The sequence below is a fragment of the Streptomyces sp. S465 genome, from assembly GCF_026898115.1.
GTDB classification, from domain to species: domain Bacteria; phylum Actinomycetota; class Actinomycetes; order Streptomycetales; family Streptomycetaceae; genus Streptomyces; species Streptomyces luomodiensis.
Genome location: NZ_CP114036.1, coordinates 6,554,540 through 6,575,760 on the forward strand (window position 1 = coordinate 6,554,540; position 21,221 = coordinate 6,575,760).

The window sequence follows — 21,221 nt, forward strand, 5'->3', positions numbered from 1 at the left end:
ACCGATACGGAAGATAATGATTACAAGTTGGAACGATTGTCAACCGAGTACGATGTCCGCATGGGAACGACCAACGAAGGTGAACGGCCACCAGGCCCACCCCCCACCGGTGCCGCCTTTCTGCTGGCCCAACTCGGCGCCCACGCCGCCAAGCTGTTCGCCGAGCGCTTGGTGGAGCTGGACCTGACCCCGCCGCAGGGCGGCCTGCTGCGGCTGCTGGCCGGTTCCCCGGGCCGCAGCCAGCGCGAGCTCGCCGACGACTTGGGCATGCCGCCGAGCCGGTTCGTCGCGTTCGCCGACGAACTGGAGCGGCGCGGGCTGATCGAGCGCCGTAAGAACCCTGTCGACCGGCGCCTGTACGCGGTCCATCTGACCGACGAGGGCGGGAAGGTGCTGGCAGAGCTGCGGAAGGTGGGCGCGGAGCACGAACGCCGGATGACCGAGGGCCTCTCGGAGGAGGAGCGGGAACAGCTGACCGGGCTGCTGCGGCGGCTGGCGGACCGGCAGGGCCTCAGCCCCGGCGTCCACCCCGGCTTCCGCTCCGTACGCGCCGAGCGCTCCGGCCGCCGGGCGGGCCGTCAGCAGACCGCGTCTGCCGGTGACGTGGAAGCCGACCCCGCCCCGTAAGCGGCGGACGAGTGGCTCCGCGCGCGGCGGTGCGCCAAGGCGTCATCTTGTCGCGCTCATGGGCCAAGGCATAGCCTCGCCACCCGAATCGGACGGCCGTTGGGGGAGGCCGGTGTGGCTCTGCTGATGCTGGCCGCGACCGTGTACGGCGTGGCGCAGTTGCTCGTGTTGTCGTCGCCGACACGGTCCGTGCGGATGTCCACGGCGCTGCTGGCCATCGCGGTCGGCGTCTACGGGTGCGGGGTCGCGGCGGCGCTGCTGGAGTTGGCGTACACGCGTGGGGTCGCCGAGGCCACTGGGGAGTCGCCGGCCGAGGTCGTGAAGGCTGCGAGCTATACGGCTGACCCGGTCATCGAAGAGCTGATGAAGCTGGCTCCCTTGCTGTTCGTGGCGTGGAACGTCAGGGTCCGCCGGCAGTGGGGGCTCACGGATTACGTGGTGCTCGGGGCGGCTCTGGGGGCCGGTTTCGGGCTGCTGGAGGCGGTGGCGCGGTACGGGCTGGATGCGGACCGGGCGATTCCGCACCCGGCCGGCGGCTGGGTCATTCCCGACAGCCTCCGCGCGCCGTACATCCCGGGCGTTGAGCAGGTCTTCTCCGCCTGGCTCCCCGCGCCGCAGGGGGTTGTGGAACTCGGTGAACGGACCCCGGCCGCTGTCACCAGCCCCCACCTGGTCTACACGGCCCTGGCAGCGCTCGGCGCCGGCGTTCTGCTGCGCGGCCGGGGCTGGATGCGCGCGCTCGGCGTACTGCCGTTGGTCGCGACGTCCGCGCTGCACATGCTGACCAATTACGCCGCCGCGCACCCGATGGACCGGGAGGCGGCGTCGCGGGTCGACACGGTCGAGGGAATGCTGTGGGCGGTGCCGCTGGGGTGTCTGGCGGTTGCGGTGGCCGTCGACCTGCGGCAGTTGTGGTGGGGGAAGGCGGTCGTGCCGGGCATCCTGCCGCAGGCGGAGCGGGCGGGCCGGTCCGGTGTGAGCGCGCTGGCGGCGTACGGTGCTTGGTGCGTGCCGTGGTCCACGCTGATCGCCTTACGCTTCGCCCGGCTGCGGCGGTCTCTGCTGTACGGGGCGGCGGCTGGGGAACCGTATCCCGGTGCCGAGACCCTGCACCGTACGGTCGCCTGGTCCGCCACCCAGATCGACGCCTCCGACCGCGAACACGCCTGGCGGGGTGTCGGCTTACGGGCTGTGGCGCAGGCTGCTCGTGGCCTGCGGGACCGGCGCCGCAAGTGGTACGTGCTGGTATCCGTCGGCCTCGCGATGCCGGCGTTACTCCTCCTGGTCATCGGCTCTTTCCCGGCCACGGCCGGTCTTCAGCGGCGCTTGGGGTCGGGCACCGGCCTGTACGTCCTGGTCGGCTTCGGGAGCGCGGGCTTGCTGTGGACGGGCTGGCAGCTCGGGCGGCTGCTGCGCGCCTGGCGGACGGCCCACGCGCTGCCGCACGGCGAGGTGCTCGCCATCATCCGCTTCCGCGTAGGGACCGCGCTGGGCGGCTGCCTCGTCGGCGCCCTCCTGCTGCTCAGACTGGGGAACGGCGCGGCCCCGGACGCCCCGGTGATCCGTAACCTCCACCTCCTGGACGCGCTGAACAACTTTCTCGCCTACCTCGGCTTCGCCCTCCTCCTGCTGTCCCTCCTGGCCCTCGTCTCACCCGGCGGCGGCCTCGGACTCGCCCTGACGGGCGTCCGTGTGGGCGCGACGGTCATCACTCCCGAAGCCGCCATCCACGCGGCCACGTACGGAGCCCTGGGTATCGTCCTCATGGCGGCTTCCGGAGGCGGGTCCGGGGTAAACGCCGAGGGTCGGAACGCGTGGCCACGGGAAAAACGCAAAGGGGCGACCAAGCAGCAGCACCGCGCAGACATCAAGGGAGACGAGGGGAAGAACGGATCTCACACCATTGAGCGCCACGTGGAGAAGACGACCCAGGATATGCGAAATCGCCTGAGGTCGGAGCCAGGGATAGAGGCCGACTCGCGGTTCATCGATGAGGGATCGGCTCAACGGTTTGTGGATGAGACGCTGGCTCGATACCAGGGCAGGATTACAACGTGGCTGAACGGCACAAAACCGAAACTCCCTCTCCCCGCGACCGAATTCAGCGAGCGCACGGGGCTGACCCTGAGCAGGGACAGTTACTTGAGAGGCGATCCGCCAAGCTGGGTTAATAAGGTGAGGGTCGTCCTCAAGCGCGACCCATCAGCGGCATCCGGATACCGGGTGCTCACCTCCTACCCTGTTCCCTGACCGCTTCGAGCCGATTGGATCGCCATGACGCACCCACCCGCGCCTGGGCATCGCTTCCAGGAGATCCAAAATCTCCTTCGCGCGTATACTCAGGCGGGTTATGTGTTCACCGACACTCCGAGCATTCCGGGGCCGGCCTTGCGGGGATATCTGCGCGTGATCTCGCGGTTCCCGGAGCGGGGCGTCCGTGCGGTCCAAGAGATCGACGACCTCCTCGCCGCGGGACTGTTCTCCTCCGAAGTGGCGGACGAGGTGAACCTGATGCCCCGGGTGCGTCCCGTGGAAGGGAAGAGCGTCGAGGAATGTCTCAGTATCGCCCGCGACCACATTCGAGCCGCGCTGCGGAATCCGCAGAATCACGCAGGGCAGGTGCCGCAAATGGAATGGGAATGGGAGGACGCCTTTCCCTCCCTGGGAGAGCTCATGGGGGGATATTTTCACCAGGATTTCCCACACGAATACTCTTCGCATCGCGAAGCCATCGATGACTACCTACAGGGCATGCCCGATGAGGACCTCCACCGGGCTCTCCTCGAGATCCCGGAGCTGCTCGCCATGGCGGAGTCCGATGAGGACCTCACCCGCGCGGTCAGGGCACTGGGCATGGGCGTCAGGCCGCCGAACGGCGTCAGCCTGAGGCAATGGCTCCTCGATGTAGCGCACATCATTCGACGGCATCTGGGCGGCCGACCGGTCGGAGACGGGGATCGGTGAGTCCAGAAGCGGGGGCGCCGACCCCGGTACGCTGAGCGCAACAGCATCAGGTCCGTCGCGCAGGTTCGGGGAGGTGAGTCATGACCGCTGAGATGGTCGCTCCCGCGTGGATGCACGAGCAGATCACGGCGGAGCAGTACGACTCCTGGTCCGAGGAGCAGTGCGCGGGCGTCGAGATCGTGGACGGGATGGTCGTGGTGAGCCCCAGCGCGTCCAAGCGGCACAACCGCCTGGCCCGGATCCTCGCCAACGCCCTGGACGACGCCGCGGGCGCCGATTGGAACGCCGATACGGATTTCGACGTACGGCTCCAGGATGTGCCGCTCACCAATCGCCGTCCGGACGTGGTCGTGTACCGCGCGGAGACGATCGACGTCACGCCCACCCGTCCCGAGCACGTGCTGCTGGTCGCCGAGGTCGTATCGCCGGGTTCGGAGACCACCGACCGCGTCGTGAAGGTCGATCAGTACGCCAAGGCCGGGATCGCCTTCTACTGGCGGATCGAGCAGGCCGCCACGGGCGTCCCGCTCGTCTACACCTCCGTTCTCGACCCCGCGACCAGGACGTACCGGGAGGGAGACGTGTTCACCGGAGTGGTGAAGGTCGCGGCTCCGTTCCCGGTGGAGATCGACCTGGGGCAGATCTGAGGGCCACGGTCCGCTGAGCGCGTCGGTGATCGCCGCCGGGCCGACCGGCGGCGGGCCGACCGGCGGCGGGCCGACCGGCGGCAGGGCGACCGGCGGCAGGGCGACCGGCGGCGCCTCACGCCTGTGTCCGCGCCAGGTGCCGCAGCTTGTCCGGGTTGCGGATGATGCGGATCTCGGTGATGCGGGCGTCCGCGATCTCCGCGCAGGCGACGGTGTCCGGGCGGCCCGCGACCGTGAGGAGCAGTCCCGGGCGGCCGTTGACGTCGACCGGGTGCACCTGGGGGTCGTCCATCGGCTGGGAGACGACGGCGGCGAGGAAACGGGCGACCTTGTCCGCGCCGTGCTGCGGGCGGAGCGCGGCCTTCACCTTGCCGCCGCCGTCGCTCCACGCCGTCACATCGGGGGCGAGCAGTTCCATCATGCGGTTGAGGTCGCCGCCGAGACAGGCGGCCAGGAACTCATCGGTGACCCGTCGCCGCACCTCGTCCGGTGCGTCGTAGCGCGGTCGCCGGGCCTGGACGTGTGATCTGGCCCGGCGGCCGACCTGCCGTACGGCCGCCTCGCCGCGTTCCAGCATTCCGGCGATCTCCTTGAAGGAGAAGCCGAAGACCTCCTTGAGCACGAAGACCGCCCGCTCCAGCGGGGAGAGGCTTTCGAGGACGACGAGCAGGGCGAGCGACACCGATTCGGCCAGCTCCACCCCCTCGCCGGCGTCGGGCTGGGTGACCAGCGGCTCGGGCAGCCAGGGACCGACGTACCGCTCGCGGGTGGCGGCGGCCGAGGTGAGCCGGTTGAGGGCGAGGTTGGTGACCGTACGGGCCAGATAGCCGGCCGGGTTGTCCACCGGGGTGGACACCTGACTACAGCGCAGCCAGGTGTCCTGCACCAGGTCCTCGGCGTCGGCGACGCTGCCGAGCATGCGGTAGGCGATGCCGAACAGCATGCGCCGGTGTTGTTCGAAGGTGGTCGCGTCGATCACGTCCGCGACGGTACCCCGGACGGTACGCCGCAGGTGTCCGAGAATCCCTGACTGGTCAGGCCGAAGGCGCTGTTGACGCGCGAGCGGTAGTTCTCCAGGCCGACCATGGCGGTGAGTTCGACGAAGGCCGCCTCACCGAGCCGCTCGATCAGGGCGGCCGCGAGCTCGTCGGTGACGCGGGGTTCGGTCTCGGTCATCGCCTCGGCGTAGTCCAGGACGAGCAACTCCAGCTCGGTGAAGGCGTCCTGGTGGTCGCGCCATCCCGGCACCTTGGAGATCTTCTCCATCGGGAGTCCGAGGGAGTCGGCCTCCCAGTGGCCGAAATCCAGGCACCACGAGCAGTTGATCCTGGCCGACACGGCCATGACCGCCAGGTGCTTGAGGCCCGCGTCGAGGCGGTTCCACTTGGCGGCACCGCGCTCGGCCCGGACGTAGGTGAGCAGCACCCGCGCGTTGTGCCCGGCGGCCAGACCGGGGTCGAGCACCTTGCCGTAGGTGCGCCGGGAGTACCAGGCGCCGATGCGGTTGAGCAGCGTGTCGGGCGGGGTGAGCGAGATACGGACCATGGCGGGTCTCTCCATCGTGTCGTACGGATCGCGGGTCGCACCCGTGACTCGGGCGGCTGCCGAGCGGGGCTCACGAAGGTTTCCGCAGGTGCGACAGACCAGGCCGCCGGAGTGTGACATCCGGGGGTTACTCGTCGCGGCGAACCCGGCCGGGGGCCGCCGAGGCCGGATGGTTTTCCCGGGCAGGTAGTGCGGGGATACAGTCCGGCCAGGGACCGGACCGGGACCAGGGGAGGGGCCGGTGTGATCGAGATCGTCACGGTGAGCGCGCTCACCGCATTCCTCGCGGCGGTGGGGAACGGCGCGGCCGGAGAAGTGGGCAAGCAGCTGCTCGTGTCGACGGGCACGCTGGTGAGACGGACCCTGGGCCGGGAGACGCCGCTGCCGGCCACCGCGGAGGGGCGGGAGGCACTGGCGCGGCAGATGCACGCGCGCCTGAGTGACGAGGACGGGCGGTCCGGCGAGTGGGCCCTGCTGCTGCGGAGCCTGCCGGACGCGGCGGTGGCGCTGCGCCCCGTGGCGGGACTGCCGCCCGCCACACGGGACTTCACCGACCGCGAGAGCGTCCTGAGGCAGCTGAAGCGGGAGGCGACCCGTGCCGCCGCCGGGCGGCCGCGGGTCGCGCTGCTGCACGGGCCGCCCGGCATCGGCACCAGCGCGGTGGCCCTGCACTGGGGCGCCGCCCAGATCGCGCGGTACCCCGACGGGCAGTTCTACGTCGATCTGCGCGACGCGGCCGGGGAGGGTGGGCTGGAACCGGCCGCCGTCCTGCTGCGCCTGCTGCGGCAGATGGGCGTCGAGCCCGAGCGGATTCCGCCCACGGAGACGGGGCGGGAACAGCTCTACCGGCGGTTGACGGCCGGCCGCCGGGCGCTGGTGGTGATCGACCACGCCTCCTCGGTGGCGCAGGTCCGCCATCTCGTTCCGGCCACGCCGGAGGTCTTCTTGCTGGTGGTGGCCTCCGGTCCGCCGTTCGCGCTGGAGGCGCTGCGCATCGCCGTACCACCGCTGGGCGAGCGGGACGCGCTGCGGATGCTGAGGAAGGTGGCCGGGGCCGAGACGGTCGCGCGGGTCAAGCCGCGGCTGCCCGCCCTGCTGGACACCTGCGCGGGCAATGCCTTCGCTCTGAAGGCGGCGGCGATGCGCCTGTTGGCGGAGGGTACGGCCGAGGAAATGAACGATGCGCCGGACTGCCCGGATGTATCCCCCGCGTCCGCGCGGTCTCATCCGGTGCACACCGTGACACGGGAGGCGTGTCGCCGTCTCGGGCCGGAGCCGGCGCGGCTGTGCCGGCTGACCGCGCTGGGTGGCTGGCCCGCGATCGACGCCCGGCTGGCCTCGGACGCCGCCGCCGTCACCGAGGCGGAAGCCGCCCGGATGCTCGCCGAGGCTGCGGACGCGCAGCTGGTGGAGCCGGTGGGGGACGGACGGTACCGCTTCCGGCCCGAGGTGCGCCGCCATCTGGCCGACGCCGCCGGGCCGGAGCACGGTATTCCGGAGTGCTTCGCGGCGGTGTCACGGGTGCTCGACGGGCTGCTGAACCGGGCGCTGCACGCCGCCCACGCCGCCCTGCCGCAGAGCTGGCGGACCGAGCCCGCACCCGCGCGGGGGACTCCGTACGGTGGCGCGGCCGAGGGCATGGCGGCCCTGCTGGCCGAGGCCGGGAACCTGGTGCGGGCGGTCTCGGTGGCGGACGAGTACCAGTACATCGACACGGCGCTGCGGCTGGCCCGCGCGCTGTGGCCGCTTCAGCTGAAGGCCGGACACTGGGACGAGGTGCTGCCCGCCCTCCGGATCGCGGCCCGGTGCGCCGACGAGCACCAGCCGCGCACCCGCATGGCGGGCGCGCTCCACTTCCAACTGGGCCACTGCCTGGGCGAGCTGGGGCGCTGGGAGGAGGCCGAGCACGCGGTGCGCGCCGCCGTCGCCGGTGAGCGGGCGGCGGGCCACGTACGCGGTGAGGCGTCGTCCGTGGAGTTCCTCGGCCTGTTGTCGCTGTACCGATGGCGGTACGACGCGGCGTACGAGCGGTTCGTCGAGGCGGAGGGCATCTACCGGCGGATCGGCCCCGGCCAGGAGGGCGCGGCGGACCTGCCGCGTGCCCTCGCCCTGATCGAGCGCCACCAGGGGCGTGCCCTGCGCGGCCTGGGACGGCTGGCGGAATCCCGCCTCCGTCTGGAGGCCGCGCGGGACTTCTTCGCGGACCGGGGAGAGGCGTACAACCAGGCCCGTACGCTCACGGACCTCGCCGAGACGCTGCACGACGCCGGTGAGCACGCCGAGGCTCTGACGAGGATCGCCGAGGCTGAACGCCTGCTCAGTCCGGAACAGGCGACTGTGCACCTGGGTTATCTGGCCCGGCTGCGGCTGCGCTGCGAGGCCGCCCGGTCCCGGTAGCGGGGGTCACCGTCACCGGGTGCACACGGCCGGCCGTGTGCACCCGGAGGGTCACCCCGCCCGGCGGCACCGCACCGCCACCGGCCAGCCACGCGTGCAGGGCCGAGGCGTAGGCCGCCGGATCGGCGTCCGCTCCCGGGGCCGCCGACAGCTGGAACACGCCGTGCCGCCGGGCGCGCACGGTGCAGCTGTGCGGACCGGTCACATACCCGGCGAGCGAGCAGTGCGGATACCGGCGCAGCACCTCGGCGGTCCACTCCGCCGGGCCGCCCAGGCGGGGGTCGTCCGGCCGCCCGTCCCGGTAGATCACATCAGCCGACGTCAGGTCGCCGGGGTCGCGGGTGTCCTCGTGGACGGCGCGGTGTGTCTCGCCGGCCGTGTCGTACGGCCTGCCGTATGCCGTGTCGTACGCCGCCTCGTACGGGTGCCCCATGGAGCGTTCGATCCAGACGTCCTCCGCTCCCCGGGCCCGCGCACCCACATGCGTACGGACGTCCAGGGGAGCCGTACGCCGTGGGGGTTCGTACGGCGGCAGGGGCAGCGGTTCCAGCAGGGCGGGAGCCGCGGGCTCGGGCAGGTCCATCAGCGTGTAGAAGAGCCTCCGCAGCAGCCCCGCCGAGGCGCCCGGTGCCGAACTGGTGAACTCCGCCGGACCGGCCGGCGGGCGGTGCCGCGCCAGCAGGTCCTCCAGCTGGCCCCGCAGCGGGCCGTACGGGTCGAGCCGGGGGGCCTCCCGGACGAACGTCGCGAGCGGCGCTTCGGGGTCCAGCCGGTCCCGCGTGGCCGACGCGAGCAGCACGGGGATGCCCAGCGCCGCGGCGTAGTAGGACACCGCCCCGAAATCCCCCAGTACGACATCCGCCGCCAGCAGGGCCTGCCGCCACGCGTGCACGGGGTCGATCAGGGTCAGTCCGCCGCGGCGGGCCCGGTCCAGCCAGACGCGGATCTGCCCCGGCCCGTGCCCGTACCAGATGTTCGGATGCAGTACGGCCGCCAGCCGGTAGTCGTCGGCCGGCAGCTCGGAGGCGAGGCGCGGCAGCAGGCCCGGCAGGACGTCCTGGCCGCCGCCGTTCCCGAAGAAACCCTCGGGGTTCCAGGTGGAGTTCAGTACGACGAGCCGCTGACCTCGGCGTACGCCCAGGGCGCGGCGGAACCGCTCCCGGTGGCGGCGCCCGGCCAGCATGCGGTCGAAGCAGGGGTCGCCGGCGAGTACGGAGGTCTTCTCGGCTTCCGGGCACACCCGCCGCAGCCGCTCCAGCTGCTCCGGGTGGGAGAGGACGAGGCCGTCCACGAACGGCTCACCGTCCGCCAGCAGCCACTCCCGCGACAGGCCGAAGGTCGGCTCGGGGTTCGGGGGGCTCGCGGCTCTCGTGTCTCGTGTCTCGTGACTCGTGACTCGTGACTCGTGACTCGCCCAGTTTCTTAGTGTATCCAACTCCATGGGACAAAACAGCCAATTTGCCTTGTATGTCCTGAAGTTGCCCACCGAAGCTCGCGGAAACCGCCAGATCCACCGGTGTCGCCAACGCCTGTTCCCAGGGCAGCACGGGCAGCCCCAACTCCGCGAACAACGCCCCGATTCCGCTCTGGAACGCGGATGACCCGGTCGAGGTGACCAGGAGTTGGACCCGGAAGTCGTCGTGGAACAGCGGCAGTACGTCCAGCAGGCGGCCGGCCGAGGTGACGTTGTGCACCACGAACAGGACCCGTCGGCTCGTCGCCCGGCTGGCCCAGCGTTCCGCGCCCTCCCCGACCGGCACCCGTAGCGCCGGGGCGTCAGCCCACCCCACTCGCCGTTCCCTCCGTCAGCACTCGATGACGTTGACCGCGAGTCCGCCCCGCGCCGTCTCCTTGTACTTGACCTTCATATCGGCCCCGGTGTCCCGCATGGTCTTGATGACCTTGTCGAGCGAGACATGGTGGCGGCCGTCGCCGCGTAGCGCCATCCGCGCGGCGGTGACCGCCTTGACCGAGGCCATGCCGTTGCGCTCGATGCAGGGGATCTGGACCAGGCCGCCCACGGGGTCGCAGGTGAGGCCGAGGTTGTGTTCCATGCCGATCTCGGCGGCGTTCTCCACCTGTTCCGGGGAGCCGCCGAGGACCTCGGCGAGACCACCGGCGGCCATGGAGCAGGCGGAGCCGACCTCCCCCTGGCAGCCGACCTCGGCGCCGGAGATCGAGGCGTTCTCCTTGAAGAGCATGCCGATCGCTCCCGCGGCGAGCAGGAAGCGGATGACGCCCTCCTCGTCGGCGCCCGGGACGAAGCGGGTGTAGTAGTGCAGGACGGCGGGGATGATGCCGGCCGCGCCGTTGGTCGGGGCGGTGACCACGCGTCCGCCCGCCGCGTTCTCCTCGTTGACCGCCATGGCGTAGAGGGTGATCCACTCCATGGCGCGGGCGGCCGGGTCGCCCTCGGAGCGCAGGGCGCGGGCGGCGGTGGCGGCGCGGCGGCGGACCTTGAGGCCGCCGGGCAGGATGCCCTCCTGGGACATGCCCCGGGCCACGCACGCCTTCATGACGTGCCAGATCTCCAGGAGGCCCGCCCGGACCTCCGACTCCGTGCGCCACGCCTTCTCGTTCTCCAGCATCAGGCCCGAGATGGACAGACCCGTCTCGCGGGAGAGCCGCAGCAGCTCGTCACCGGTGCGGAAGGGGTGGGTGAGGACGGTGTCGTCGAGCTTGATGCGGTCCTCGCCGACCGCGTCCTCGTCCACCACGAAGCCGCCGCCGACCGAGTAGTACGTCTTCTCCAGCAGCGGATGGCCCTCGGCGTCGTACGCCAGCAGCGACATGCCGTTGGCGTGGTACGGCAGGGAGCGGCGGCGGTGCAGGATCAGCTGGGCCGGCTCATCGAAGTCGATCTCCTGGCCGGAGCCGATCTCGGCGCCGAGCAGCCGCAGCCGCTTGGTGGCGCGGATGCGCTCCACCTCGCCGTCGGCCGCCTCGACGTCGACGGTGCGCGGGGAGTGGCCCTCCAGGCCCAGCAGTACGGCCTTCGGGGTGCCGTGACCATGACCGGTGGCGCCCAGTGAGCCGAAGAGCTCGGCCCGGACGGAGGCGGTGTGGGTCAGCAGGCCCTCGTTCTTCAGCCGGCGGACGAACATCCGCGCGGCCCGCATCGGGCCGACGGTGTGCGAGCTGGACGGGCCGATGCCGATCGAGAAGAGGTCGAAGACGGAGATGGCCACCGGGGGACTCCTTTGTCTGCACGTGAGGGTGCGTGCGGGGGTGGTGCGGGGGCGCGCCGGGGTGGGCGCGCCCCTGTGCCCGGGACGGTTCCGGGACCGCTGCGGCGTTCGGCCGGGTCCGGCCGGGGTCGCTCCCGAATCCGGCCGGGTCCGCTCCGGAACCCGGCCGGGTCCGCGCCGGGGTTACTCCGACAGATGCGCGTACAGCGGGTGCTTGTCGGCCAGGGCGGTGACCCGTGCCTTCAGCGCCTCCGCCTCGGCCGCCCCGAAGGAGGAGGACGCCTTGAGCGTCTCGGCGATCACGTCGGCGACCTCGCGGAAGTCGTCGGCGGTGAAGCCGCGCGTGGCCAGCGCCGGGGTACCGATCCGCAGACCCGAGGTGACCATCGGGGGCCGGGGGTCGTTCGGGATGGCGTTGCGGTTGACCGTGATGCCGACCTCGTGGAGCCGGTCCTCGGCCTGCCGCCCGTCCAGCTCGGAGTGGCGCAGATCGACCAGGACCAGATGGACGTCGGTGCCGCCGGAGAGGACGGAGACGCCCGCTTCGCGCACATCGGGCTGGGCCAGGCGCTCGGCGAGGATCTTGGCGCCCTCCAGCGTGCGCTCCTGGCGCTCCGTGAAGGCGGAGCTCGCCGCGACCTTGAAGGCCACCGCCTTCGCGGCGATCACATGCTCCAGCGGACCGCCCTGCTGACCCGGGAAGACCGCCGAGTTGATCTTCTTGGCCAGCTCGGCGGTGGAGAGGATCACACCGCCGCGCGGACCGCCCAGGGTCTTGTGGGTGGTGGTGGTCACCACATGGGCGTGCGGGACGGGCGAGGGGTGCAGCCCGGCCGCCACCAGACCCGCGAAGTGGGCCATGTCGACCATCAGGTACGCGCCGACCTCGTCCGCGATCCGGCGGAAGGCCGCGAAGTCCAGCTGGCGGGGGTAGGCCGACCAGCCCGCGATGACCAGCTTGGGGCGGTGCTCCTTGGCCAGCCGCTCGACCTCGTCCATGTCGACCAGACCGGTCTCGGCGTCCACGTGGTAGGGCACCACGTTGTACAGCTTGCCGGAGAAGTTGATCTTCATGCCGTGGGTCAGGTGGCCGCCGTGCGCCAGGTTCAGGCCCAGGATCGTGTCGCCGGGGGAGAGCAGCGCGAACATCGCGGCCGCGTTGGCCTGGGCGCCCGAATGCGGCTGGACGTTCGCCGCCTCCGCGCCGAAGAGTTCCTTCACCCGGTCGATGGCGATCTGCTCGACCACATCGACGTGCTCACAGCCGCCGTAGTAGCGGCGGCCGGGGTAGCCCTCGGCGTACTTGTTGGTCAGGACCGAGCCCTGGGCCTCCATGACCGCCGCCGGAGCGAAGTTCTCGGAGGCGATCATCTCCAGGGTGGACTGCTGGCGGTGGAGTTCGGCGTCGACAGCGGCGGCGACGTCCGGGTCGAGGTCGTGCAGGGAGCTGTTGAGAAGCGACATCAGGGTCCCGATCGGAAGAGGAGGGTCAGTTTTCGGCGAAGGCGGTGTACTCGTCGGCGGAGAGCAGGTCCTCCGGCTCGCCGGTCACCCTCACCTTGAACAGCCAGCCGCCCTCGAAGGGGGCGGAATTCACCAGCGCCGGGTCGTTCACCACGTCCTCGTTGATCTCGGTGACCTCACCGGAGACCGGCGCGTACAGGTCGCTGACCGACTTGGTGGACTCCAGCTCACCGCAGGTCTCACCGGCGGAGACGGCGGAGCCGACGTCCGGGAGCTGGACATAGACGACGTCGCCGAGCGCGTTGGCCGCGAATTCGGTGATGCCGATCGTCGACACGCCGTCCTCGTCGGCGGCCGACAGCCACTCGTGCTCCTTGCTGTAGCGCAGCTGCTGGGGGTTGCTCATGGTCCGATTCTCCTGGATAGGGGGGAGGGCTTGGGAAATGGGTCTTAGCTGGTGGGATGCGACGCGCCGGGGAACGAGGGGACGCCTCCCGGGGAGCCGTCTTCCGGCAAGCCGTCTCCAGAGAAGCCGTTCCCTGGTAAGCCGTCTCCCGGGAAGGCGTCTCCCGGACAAGGGCGAGGGCGGTGGCTCAGCGCTCGCGCCGGTAGAAGGGGAGCGCCACGACCTCGTACGGCTCCTGGCTGCCGCGGATGTCCACCGAGACCCCCTCGGTGCCGGGCTTGGCGTACTCCGCGTCCACGTACGCCATGGCGATCGGCTTGCCCAGCGTCGGGGAGGGCGCGCCCGAGGTGACCTGGCCGATCCGCGAGCCGTCGGCGGCCAGCACGGCGTATCCGGCGCGCGGCACCCGGCGGCCTGAAGCGACCAGGCCGACCAGGGTGCGCGGGGTGACGCTGTCCGCCCGGCGGGACGCGGCCTCCAGGGCCTGGCGGCCGATGAAGTCGCCCGGCTTGTCGAACTTCACCACCCGGCCGAGCCCCGCGTCGAAGGGGGTGGTGTCGGTGGACAGCTCATGCCCGTACAGCGGCATCCCCGCCTCCAGGCGCAGGGTGTCCCGGCAGGACAGACCGCAGGGCACCAGGCCCACCGGGGCGCCCGCCTCGGTCAGCGCCTCCCAGACCCGCTCGGCGTCGCCCGGCGCCAGGAACAGCTCGAAACCGTCCTCGCCCGTGTAGCCGGTGCGGGCGATCAGGGCCGGGACGCCCGCGACGGTGCCCGGCAGCCCGGCGTAGTACTTCAGCCCGTCCAGGTCGGCGTCGGTCAGGGTGCGCAGGATGCCCGCGGACTCGGGCCCCTGGACCGCGATCAGTGCATACGCGTCCCGGTCGTCCCTTACGACCGCGGTGAAACCGCGGGCGCGCTCGGTCAGCGCGTCCAGCACCACCTGGGCGTTGGCGGCGTTGGCGACGACCAGGAACTCCTCGTCCCCGAGGCGGTAGACGATCAGGTCGTCCAGGATGCCGCCCTCGTCGTCGCAGATCATGGTGTAGCGGGCGCGGCCCACGGCGAGCGCGGACAGATGGCCGACCAGCGCGTGGTCCAGGGCCTGCCCGGCCTGCGGACCGATGAGAGAGATCTCACCCATGTGGGAGAGGTCGAAGAGCCCGGCGCGGGTGCGCACCGCCGTGTGCTCATCGCGCTCGCTGCCGTAGCGCAGCGGCATGTCCCAGCCGGCGAAGTCGGTCATGGTGGCGCCGAGCGCGCGGTGCCGCGCGTCCAGCGCGGTACGGCGTGGGGTGGGCGGGGCGTCGGTCACGGTTCAGGCTCCAGGAGGTCAGGTCGGGGTCGCGCGACGGAGAGGTCGGACGGCAAGGACGCGTACGTCCTCCCCATCTGTCATCGGAACCTGAGAGGTTCGCCGTGACGCCCGTAAGGGGCCCGGCTTGCACCGTGGGTGGAGCCGCGCCCGCGCGGCCCGCTTTTCAGATCTGCCTCGTCCGCGCGGTATCGGGGCCTGAGAGATTCAAGGGAGGACTTGCTCCTTCGGCGCCCTGGACCTCCGGCACCACGGCCGGTGACCAAGGACTCTCCCGCGCGGCTTCAAACGGCCGGTATGGAGTTGCGGGGCACATCATCGCACGTATGGCCGAGAAGGGAAGTCCCGATCCGGGCGGTCCGCCGGAGGCAGCCTTGATGGACATTACCTTTTCTTGACACTCTGCGGGTACGAGCAGCGATGACCGACCTGGGAGGACGATCACGGTGCATGGGCAGGGAACGTACGCGACCGCACACAGGCTCCTGCCGACGCCGCCCGGCCGCGTCCCCTCCGGGCCGGCGGTCCGTCCCGGCCGAAGAGCCCCGGTGCGCGATCTGCGCGGCGCGGCGCCGGGCGGGGAGGCCGGCGCGGCCCCGGGCGAGTTGCGCTATCCGGCGGGAGACGTGCTGGTCGCCTCCGGGTTGCCGGGCAGCGGCAAGAGCACGCTGATCAATCGGACGGTGCCCCTGGTGGACGAGACGGGCGCCGTCGTCATGCGGGTGGACTCGCAGCACACGCGGGAGGCGTGGGAGCGCCGGCTGCCCGGCTGGCTGCCGTACGCGCTCTACCGCCCGCTGGTCCGGTGCGCCCACTACGCGGGGCTGCGCCGGGCGCTGCGCGCGGACGTGAGCGTCGTGGTGCACGACTGCGGTGCGCTGCCGTGGGTCCGCCGCTGGCTGGCGCGGGACGCCCGGCGCCGGGGCCGCAACCTCCATATGGTGCTGCTGGACGTGGACGCCACGGTGGCCCTGGAGGGGCAGGCCGCCCGCGGCCGCGGCGTCTCCGGCTATGCCTTCGCCCGGCATCTGCGCGCGATGCGGCGGCTGATCGAGAGGATCGAGCGGGGACGGCCGCCGGAGGGGTGCGCCTCGGCGGTGCTGCTGGACCGGCCGGCCGCGAGCGCGCTGCGCGGTATCTCGTTCGAGTGATCCCCGCGTCCCGTACGAGCGATCCCCGCCTCTCGTGCGAGCGATCCCCGAGTCTCACGCGAGCGATCCCACCCGCGCCGAAGGACCGGTGAGCGCCGGGTGACCTTGGCGGAAACCAGCCCTCCGCACCTCACCCAGCGTGACGACGGCGAGCCGGGCGGCGGAGGGGAGCGCCGCGGCCGCGGGCCGGGCGAGGTGGGGAAGTGCTGTGGAGATGACGCCCGCCCCGCAGGTCCCGCGCCGCCCAGCCGTTAGGGTGCTTTGGGCAGGTCGGACGAGATGGCGGTTGGACGAAGATGAGCTTCCCGGAGCAGTACGGTGTGGCACCGGCTCATGGAGGATTCCCCGACGGCGCGCATGCCGCGTATCCGGCGTTTCCCGGCAATGAGCTCGAAGAGGTGCTCGCCGCCTCCGTGGACGTCCCCGGGGCCGGGGCGCGCATTGTCGAGACGCTCTCCCGCAGCCACGTCTGGGTTCCGCTGCCCAACGGCGGGGGTCCGGACAGCCCGAACCTCGATCTGCCCACCATGGAGCTCGAAGGCGCCGCGTATGTCCCGGTGTTCAGCTCCGAGCAGCAGTTCCTCCAGGTCGTCGGCTCCCATATGTCCTTCACCATCGCCCCGGCGGTGGAGTTCGCCCGCGGCTTGCCGCCCCAGCTCGGCATCGCGGTGAACCCCGGTGGCGCGGTGGTCGTACCGCTGCCCCCGCCCGCCGTCCGGGAGCTGTGCCGCGCCGGGCGTACCGAGCTCGACGGCCCGGCCACCGGCGGCCGGGTGCGGCTCTTCGAACCCGACTGGCAGGACGAGCCGGTGGACTTCCTGGCCGCCGCCGGGATCGAGTTCGCCAAGGGCACCGGAGTGCGGACCGCCCGGCGCGCCCTGGCCAGCGTCGAGGGCGACGAGCCCGCGCTCTTCGTCGGCGTGCAGCTCGACACCCCGGGCCCGGACGGCCAGGCGCGCGCCGTGGACGCGCTGGGCCGCGCCCTCGGCGCGGTGCCGGTGCCGTGGAAGGTCCAGCTGGTCGCGCTGGACGTGGCGCAGGGGGACCCGGTGGCCGACTGGATGCTGGGGCGCGTACGGCCGTTCTACGACCGTGACCTCTGACGTACCCCGGGGTCCGCTGCCGGGGCCCGTAAGCTGGTTTGATGACCAGGCGGAGTGTGAGCACGCTCCCCGGTGAGATGCGGGCAAGGCCGAGAGAAGGGGCGGACCCAGGTGAGCGCGGGCGCGGATTGGGGGGCGGCGGCCGGCCAGGTTGAGCGAGCGTTGCAGCAGGTCGCTCCCGGCCGGTACGACGCCTATGAGGCGCTGTTGCACGCCATCGGCGAGGGCCAGGTCTGGATGCTGCTGTGGCACGGCGCGCCCGGCTCGCCCGACGCCCAGTACGGCAACATGGACGTGGACGGCCTCGGTTACGCCCCGTGCGTGACCTCCGCCCAGGAACTGGCCGCGAGTGGCTGGAACCGCGCGCACGAGGTGGTCGACGGACGCCTGATCGCGGACTCCCTCTACCGCGACCGCTACGGCCTCTGGCTCAACCCGCACGCCCCCGGCGGCGGAGTCGGCATCCCCTGGCTGGACCTGCGCCGGATCGCGGGCGGTCTCGACCGGCTGCCCGCCGGGCCGCTCCGGGTGAGCGAACCCGGTATCGACATCCCGCAGTTCTACGCCCTGCTGGGGCAGAACGCGCATCGCACCCCCGTGGTGCGGTCCCTGCGGCGCGCCTGGGTGCAGCCGACGCTGGGCGCCCCGTATCTGGCGATCGGTCTGGATCTGTACGACACCAGCGCACCGTCCGTGCAGTCGGTGCGGCTGATGATGGAGCAGTCGATCACCGCTGTGCCGGACGGGCTGCCGGTCTCCACGGTCGCGCTCTCCGACGAGTACGACCCGGTCGCCCTGTGGATGCGGGCCAACGCCCGCCCGTTCTTCGACCGTGACGCCTACGGCACCGCGCCCGCCGCGCCGTCCTACGGCTACGGCTACCCGCCGCCGCGGCACGCCTACTGATCCGGGGCCGGGTCACGCGTACGGACCTGGTGCCCGGTCACGCGTGCTGATCCGCCGCCGCGTCGCGCCTGCTGATCCGGACGCCATGGGACGGTACCGCCCGCCCGGCCGGCGGGAGCGCCTGCCCCGCTGACGGGACCGCCTGCCCGGCCGGCGGGTTTGCCCGCCCGGCCTTCCGGGTGAAAGAGGCCGAACACCCCATAGCGAGCGCGATGTTACTGCTGCGTTCTCGTGTCGCGACCGTCCGTATAGCGGAGGGTCCTCCTCACATCACGGTTAGGCATCCATTGCCCGGGAGCACTGGCGGGTGATCACGAGCGCGTTGAAGACTCCCGCTCCAAGGGGTGCGGTTCCCGCGTACGTCCCCTTCCGACAAGGTTCCGTACGACAACGCGACTTTCGCCCAGGTTGTGAACAGAGCCGCCACAGCGGCGAGTCGTGGGCCGGTCACCACCGGTCGAGAGGGGTCTCCACCACGATGACGGCACCATTGCACGGCACGAGCACGGACAGCGATCCGGTCGCGACTGCCGATGTAGCGGCGGATGTGGTCAAGGCATCCGTCGAGGGCAGATCGCTGCGCCAGATCGCCTGGACGCGTTTGAAGCGAGACAAGCTCGCGCTGGCGGGTGGCATCGTTGTCGTCTTTCTGATCCTGGTGGCGATCTTCGCCCCGTTGATCGTGAGTCTGCTCGGGCATCCGCCCAACGAGTTCCACCAGGAGGAGATCGACCCGCTGTTCGGCACCCCGAAGGGCGGACTGGGCGGTATCAGCTCGGACTTCCTCTTCGGCGTGGAGCCGTCCAACGGCCGCGACGTGTTCAGCCGGGTCGTCTACGGCGCCCGGATCTCGCTGCTGGTGGCCTTCCTCGCGGCGCTGGTCGCGGTGGTCCTCGGCACCGTGTTCGGCATCATCGCCGGATATTTCGGCGGCTGGGTGGACTCGCTGATCAGCCGGGTGATGGACATGCTGCTGGCCTTCCCGCAGCTGCTCTTCATCATCTCCCTGGTCTCGGTGCTCCCCAACGATCTGCTGGGACTCACCGGCAGCGGGGTGCGCATCGCCATCCTGGTCTCGGTGATCGGCTTCTTCGGCTGGCCGTACGTCGGCCGTATCGTGCGCGGCCAGACGCTGTCGCTGCGCGAGAAGGAGTACATCGAGGCCGCGCGGAGCCTGGGCGCCGGCCGGCGCTACATCCTCTTCCGCGAGCTGCTGCCCAACCTGGTGGCGCCGATCACCGTCTACACGACGCTGATGATCCCCACCAACATCCTCACCGAGGCCGCGCTCAGCTTCCTCGGGGCGGGCGTGAAGCCGCCCACCGCATCCTGGGGGCAGATGCTCTCCAAGGCGGTCGGCACCTATGAGGACGACCCGATGTTCATGATCATCCCGGGTGCGGCGATCTTCATCACGGTGCTGGCCTTCAACCTCTTCGGCGACGGCGTCCGCGACGCGCTCGACCCGAAGGGCACCCGATGACGGCGAGGCCCGCGGCACCGTCCGCGCAGGCCGCGGCACCCACCGCGCAGGGCCTGCCGCACCCGAACGCATCAGCCCCTGCCACAGCCGGCAGAAGGCTCCCCGAAGAATTCCGCGGCGCCATGCCCAGAACCGCTACCCCGGAGGTTGCAACCACTATGAAACGGCTCTCGAGAAGCAGGCGGATCGCCGGAGCGGCGGCTGTCGTAGGCGCTCTCCTGGCCACCGCGGCCTGTGGCGGCGGCGGTTCCGACGACGAGGGCTCGGGTCCCGGGTTCAACGCCGCGGTGAAGGGCATCGCCAACAAGTCCGCCAAGAAGGGCGGCACCCTCAAGTTCATCAACAAGCAGGAGTTCGACTCCCTCGACCCGCAGCGTCAGTACTACGGCTTCGCCTGGGACTTCTCGCGTTTCTACGCGCGCCAACTGATCTCCTACGCACCCAAGCCGGGCAACGCCGCCAACGAGCTGGTCCCGGACCTCGCCACCTCCACCGCCAAGATCACAGACGGCGGCAAGACGTACACCTACACCCTGCGCGACGGGATCACCTGGGAGGACGGCTCCCCGATCACCGCCCAGGACGTCAAGTACGGCATCGAGCGCATCTGGGCCAAGGACGTGGTCTCCGGCGGTCCCGGCTATCTGCGCCAGGTCCTGGACCCCAAGGGCGAGTACAAGGGTCCCTACAAGGACAAGTCCAAGGACAAGCTGGGCCTCAAGGCGATCCAGACCCCGGACGAGAAGACCGTGGTCTTCCACCTCGCCAAGCCCAACGGTGACTTCGAGCAGATGCTCGCGATGCCGACCGGCTCTCCGGTGAAGGCGGACAAGGACACCGGCGCCAAGTACACCAACCGGCCGTTCTCCTCCGGCCCGTACAAGGTGCAGTCGTACACCCCGGGCAAGAGCCTGTCGCTGGTCCGCAACCCGAACTGGAAGAAGGAGTCCGACCCGATCCGCCCGGCCCTGCCGGACAAGGTCACGGTCACCTTCAACTCCAACCTCGAGGCGATAGACCGGCTGCTGATCAAGGGTGACTACGACGTCTTCCTCAGCGCCACCGGCATGACCCCCTCGGGCCGCAACGACGCGCTCAAGCAGCACAAGGGCAACGTCGACAACATCACCACCAGCTTCGTCCGGTACGTCGACATCGCCACCAAGGTCAAGCCGTTCGACAACATCCACTGCCGCAAGGCGGTCATCTACGGCGCCGACTACAAGTCGATCCAGACCACCCGCGGCGGCCCGCAGGCCGGCGGTGACCTCGCCACCAACATGCTCCCCAAGAGCGTCAAGGGCGCGGACGACTACGACCCGTACGGCATCCTCAAGCGCGGCGGCAAGCCGGACGCGGCCAAGGCCAAGGACGAGCTGAAGCAGTGCGGCAAGCCGAACGGCTTCTCCACCACCATCGTGGCCCGCAACGACCAGCCCGCCGAGGTCGAGGCCGCCGAGGCGCTCCAGGCGTCGCTGAAGAAGGTCGGCATCACCCTCAACGTGGAGCCGATCCAGGGCCAGTCCTCCGCCAGCATCACCGGTTCGCCGTCGGTGATGAAGAAGCGCGGCTACGGCCTGTCGATGACCGGCTGGGGCCCGGACTTCCCCACCGGCCAGGGCTTCTCCCAGCCGCTGATCGACGGCCGCTTCATCGAGCAGACCGGTAACTACAACGTCTCCGAGACCAATGACCCGGAGATCAACAAGTTCTTCGACGAGGCGCTCAAGGAGACCGACCCCACCAAGGCCGGTGCCATCTACCAGCAGATGAACCACAAGGTCAGCGACCTGGCCGTGCAGATGCCGTTCATCTACGAGAAGAACATCACCTGGCGCAGCTCGCGGCTGACGAACGCCTTCTCGTCGGCGGCCTACAACGGCCGCTACGACTACTCCCAGCTGGGCGTCGTCAAGTGACGGCCGGTCACCCGATCCGCCGCACACCTCAACCTCGCCGCACCCGATAGGCCCGAAGGGCAGGTGATGGCCGCGGGTGGTGGCCCGTGATCCCCCTCCTCCGGGG

Annotated in this window: 17 protein-coding genes and 1 riboswitch; of the genes, 10 read left to right on the forward strand and 7 right to left on the reverse strand. The window is 71.0% G+C overall.

Annotation, left to right across the window (positions count from 1 at the left end; genetic code table 11):
• The first annotated feature begins 60 nt into the window (after positions 1–60).
• The 4 genes from N6H00_RS27800 (at position 61) to N6H00_RS27815 (ending at position 4,238) form a co-directional block, all read left to right on the forward strand.
• The gene (locus tag N6H00_RS27800; protein ID WP_268974553.1) at positions 61–627 is read left to right on the forward strand and encodes a MarR family winged helix-turn-helix transcriptional regulator; all 567 of its coding nucleotides are present in this window, start codon (positions 61–63) and stop codon (positions 625–627) included.
• Positions 628–741: 114 nt separating this feature from the next.
• Positions 742–2,877 carry an RNase A-like domain-containing protein gene (locus N6H00_RS27805; protein ID WP_268974554.1) on the forward strand — a complete coding sequence of 712 codons (2,136 nt, stop codon included), beginning with the start codon at positions 742–744 and terminating at the stop codon, positions 2,875–2,877.
• A gap of 102 nt (positions 2,878–2,979) precedes the next feature.
• Complete coding sequence (locus tag N6H00_RS27810) at positions 2,980–3,591, forward strand: contact-dependent growth inhibition system immunity protein (protein WP_268974556.1); 612 nt, start codon at positions 2,980–2,982, stop codon at positions 3,589–3,591.
• Positions 3,592–3,671: 80 nt separating this feature from the next.
• Positions 3,672–4,238: a Uma2 family endonuclease gene (locus N6H00_RS27815; protein WP_268974557.1), complete on the forward strand. Its 567-nt coding sequence runs from the start codon at positions 3,672–3,674 to the stop codon at positions 4,236–4,238.
• 115 nt (positions 4,239–4,353) lie between these two features.
• Here the strand turns inward: N6H00_RS27815 and N6H00_RS27820 are convergent, their stop codons facing one another.
• Both N6H00_RS27820 and N6H00_RS27825 read right to left on the reverse strand, forming a co-directional pair.
• A complete protein-coding gene (locus N6H00_RS27820) occupies positions 4,354–5,217 on the reverse strand; it encodes an RNA polymerase sigma-70 factor (protein ID WP_268974558.1) in 864 nt (287 codons plus the stop codon).
• Entirely contained in the window at positions 5,214–5,783 is a 570-nt protein-coding gene (locus N6H00_RS27825) for a carboxymuconolactone decarboxylase family protein (RefSeq protein WP_268974559.1), read from the reverse strand. Before N6H00_RS27825 ends, N6H00_RS27820 begins: the two co-directional genes overlap by 4 nt.
• A 243-nt stretch (positions 5,784–6,026) precedes the next feature.
• Here N6H00_RS27825 and N6H00_RS27830 point away from each other — a divergent pair, with 243 nt between their 5' ends.
• The gene (locus N6H00_RS27830; RefSeq protein ID WP_268974560.1) at positions 6,027–8,180 is read left to right on the forward strand and encodes an ATP-binding protein; all 2,154 of its coding nucleotides are present in this window, start codon (positions 6,027–6,029) and stop codon (positions 8,178–8,180) included.
• Here the strand turns inward: N6H00_RS27830 and N6H00_RS27835 are convergent.
• The 5 genes from N6H00_RS27835 to gcvT all read right to left on the reverse strand — a co-directional run bounded on the left by N6H00_RS27835 (position 8,101) and on the right by gcvT (position 14,553).
• A complete protein-coding gene (locus tag N6H00_RS27835; protein ID WP_268977142.1) occupies positions 8,101–9,510 on the reverse strand; it encodes a hypothetical protein in 1,410 nt (469 codons plus the stop codon). The two genes, N6H00_RS27830 and N6H00_RS27835, sit on opposite strands and share 80 nt — an antisense overlap.
• 475 nt (positions 9,511–9,985) lie before the next feature.
• Positions 9,986–11,368 carry an L-serine ammonia-lyase gene (locus tag N6H00_RS27840; RefSeq protein WP_268974561.1) on the reverse strand — a complete coding sequence of 461 codons (1,383 nt, stop codon included), beginning with the start codon at positions 11,366–11,368 and terminating at the stop codon, positions 9,986–9,988.
• 183 nt (positions 11,369–11,551) lie between these two features.
• Positions 11,552–12,832 carry a serine hydroxymethyltransferase gene (gene glyA / locus N6H00_RS27845; protein ID WP_268974562.1) on the reverse strand — a complete coding sequence of 427 codons (1,281 nt, stop codon included), beginning with the start codon at positions 12,830–12,832 and terminating at the stop codon, positions 11,552–11,554.
• A gap of 25 nt (positions 12,833–12,857) precedes the next feature.
• Positions 12,858–13,238: a glycine cleavage system protein GcvH gene (gcvH, locus tag N6H00_RS27850; RefSeq protein WP_268974563.1), complete on the reverse strand. Its 381-nt coding sequence runs from the start codon at positions 13,236–13,238 to the stop codon at positions 12,858–12,860.
• A 187-nt stretch (positions 13,239–13,425) separates the two neighbouring features.
• Positions 13,426–14,553, reverse strand: coding sequence for a glycine cleavage system aminomethyltransferase GcvT (gene gcvT, locus N6H00_RS27855; RefSeq protein ID WP_268974564.1), 1,128 nt, complete (start codon positions 14,551–14,553; stop codon positions 13,426–13,428).
• 176 nt (positions 14,554–14,729) lie between these two features.
• Positions 14,730–14,840, reverse strand: a riboswitch (glycine riboswitch).
• Between the two features lie 153 nt (positions 14,841–14,993).
• Here gcvT and N6H00_RS27860 point away from each other — a divergent pair.
• The 5 genes from N6H00_RS27860 (at position 14,994) to N6H00_RS27880 (ending at position 21,115) form a co-directional block, all read left to right on the forward strand.
• Positions 14,994–15,704 (forward strand): AAA family ATPase, encoded by a 711-nt coding sequence (locus tag N6H00_RS27860; RefSeq protein ID WP_443073245.1) that lies wholly within the window; start codon positions 14,994–14,996, stop codon positions 15,702–15,704.
• A 296-nt stretch (positions 15,705–16,000) separates the two neighbouring features.
• Complete coding sequence (locus tag N6H00_RS27865) at positions 16,001–16,807, forward strand: enhanced serine sensitivity protein SseB (protein ID WP_268974566.1); 807 nt, start codon at positions 16,001–16,003, stop codon at positions 16,805–16,807.
• Between the two features lie 111 nt (positions 16,808–16,918).
• The gene (locus tag N6H00_RS27870; RefSeq protein ID WP_268974567.1) at positions 16,919–17,713 is read left to right on the forward strand and encodes an enhanced serine sensitivity protein SseB C-terminal domain-containing protein; all 795 of its coding nucleotides are present in this window, start codon (positions 16,919–16,921) and stop codon (positions 17,711–17,713) included.
• Between the two features lie 478 nt (positions 17,714–18,191).
• Positions 18,192–19,196 (forward strand): ABC transporter permease, encoded by a 1,005-nt coding sequence (locus tag N6H00_RS27875; protein ID WP_268974568.1) that lies wholly within the window; start codon positions 18,192–18,194, stop codon positions 19,194–19,196.
• A 158-nt stretch (positions 19,197–19,354) separates the two neighbouring features.
• Positions 19,355–21,115 carry an ABC transporter substrate-binding protein gene (locus N6H00_RS27880; RefSeq protein ID WP_268974569.1) on the forward strand — a complete coding sequence of 587 codons (1,761 nt, stop codon included), beginning with the start codon at positions 19,355–19,357 and terminating at the stop codon, positions 21,113–21,115.
• Positions 21,116–21,221 lie beyond the last annotated feature (106 nt).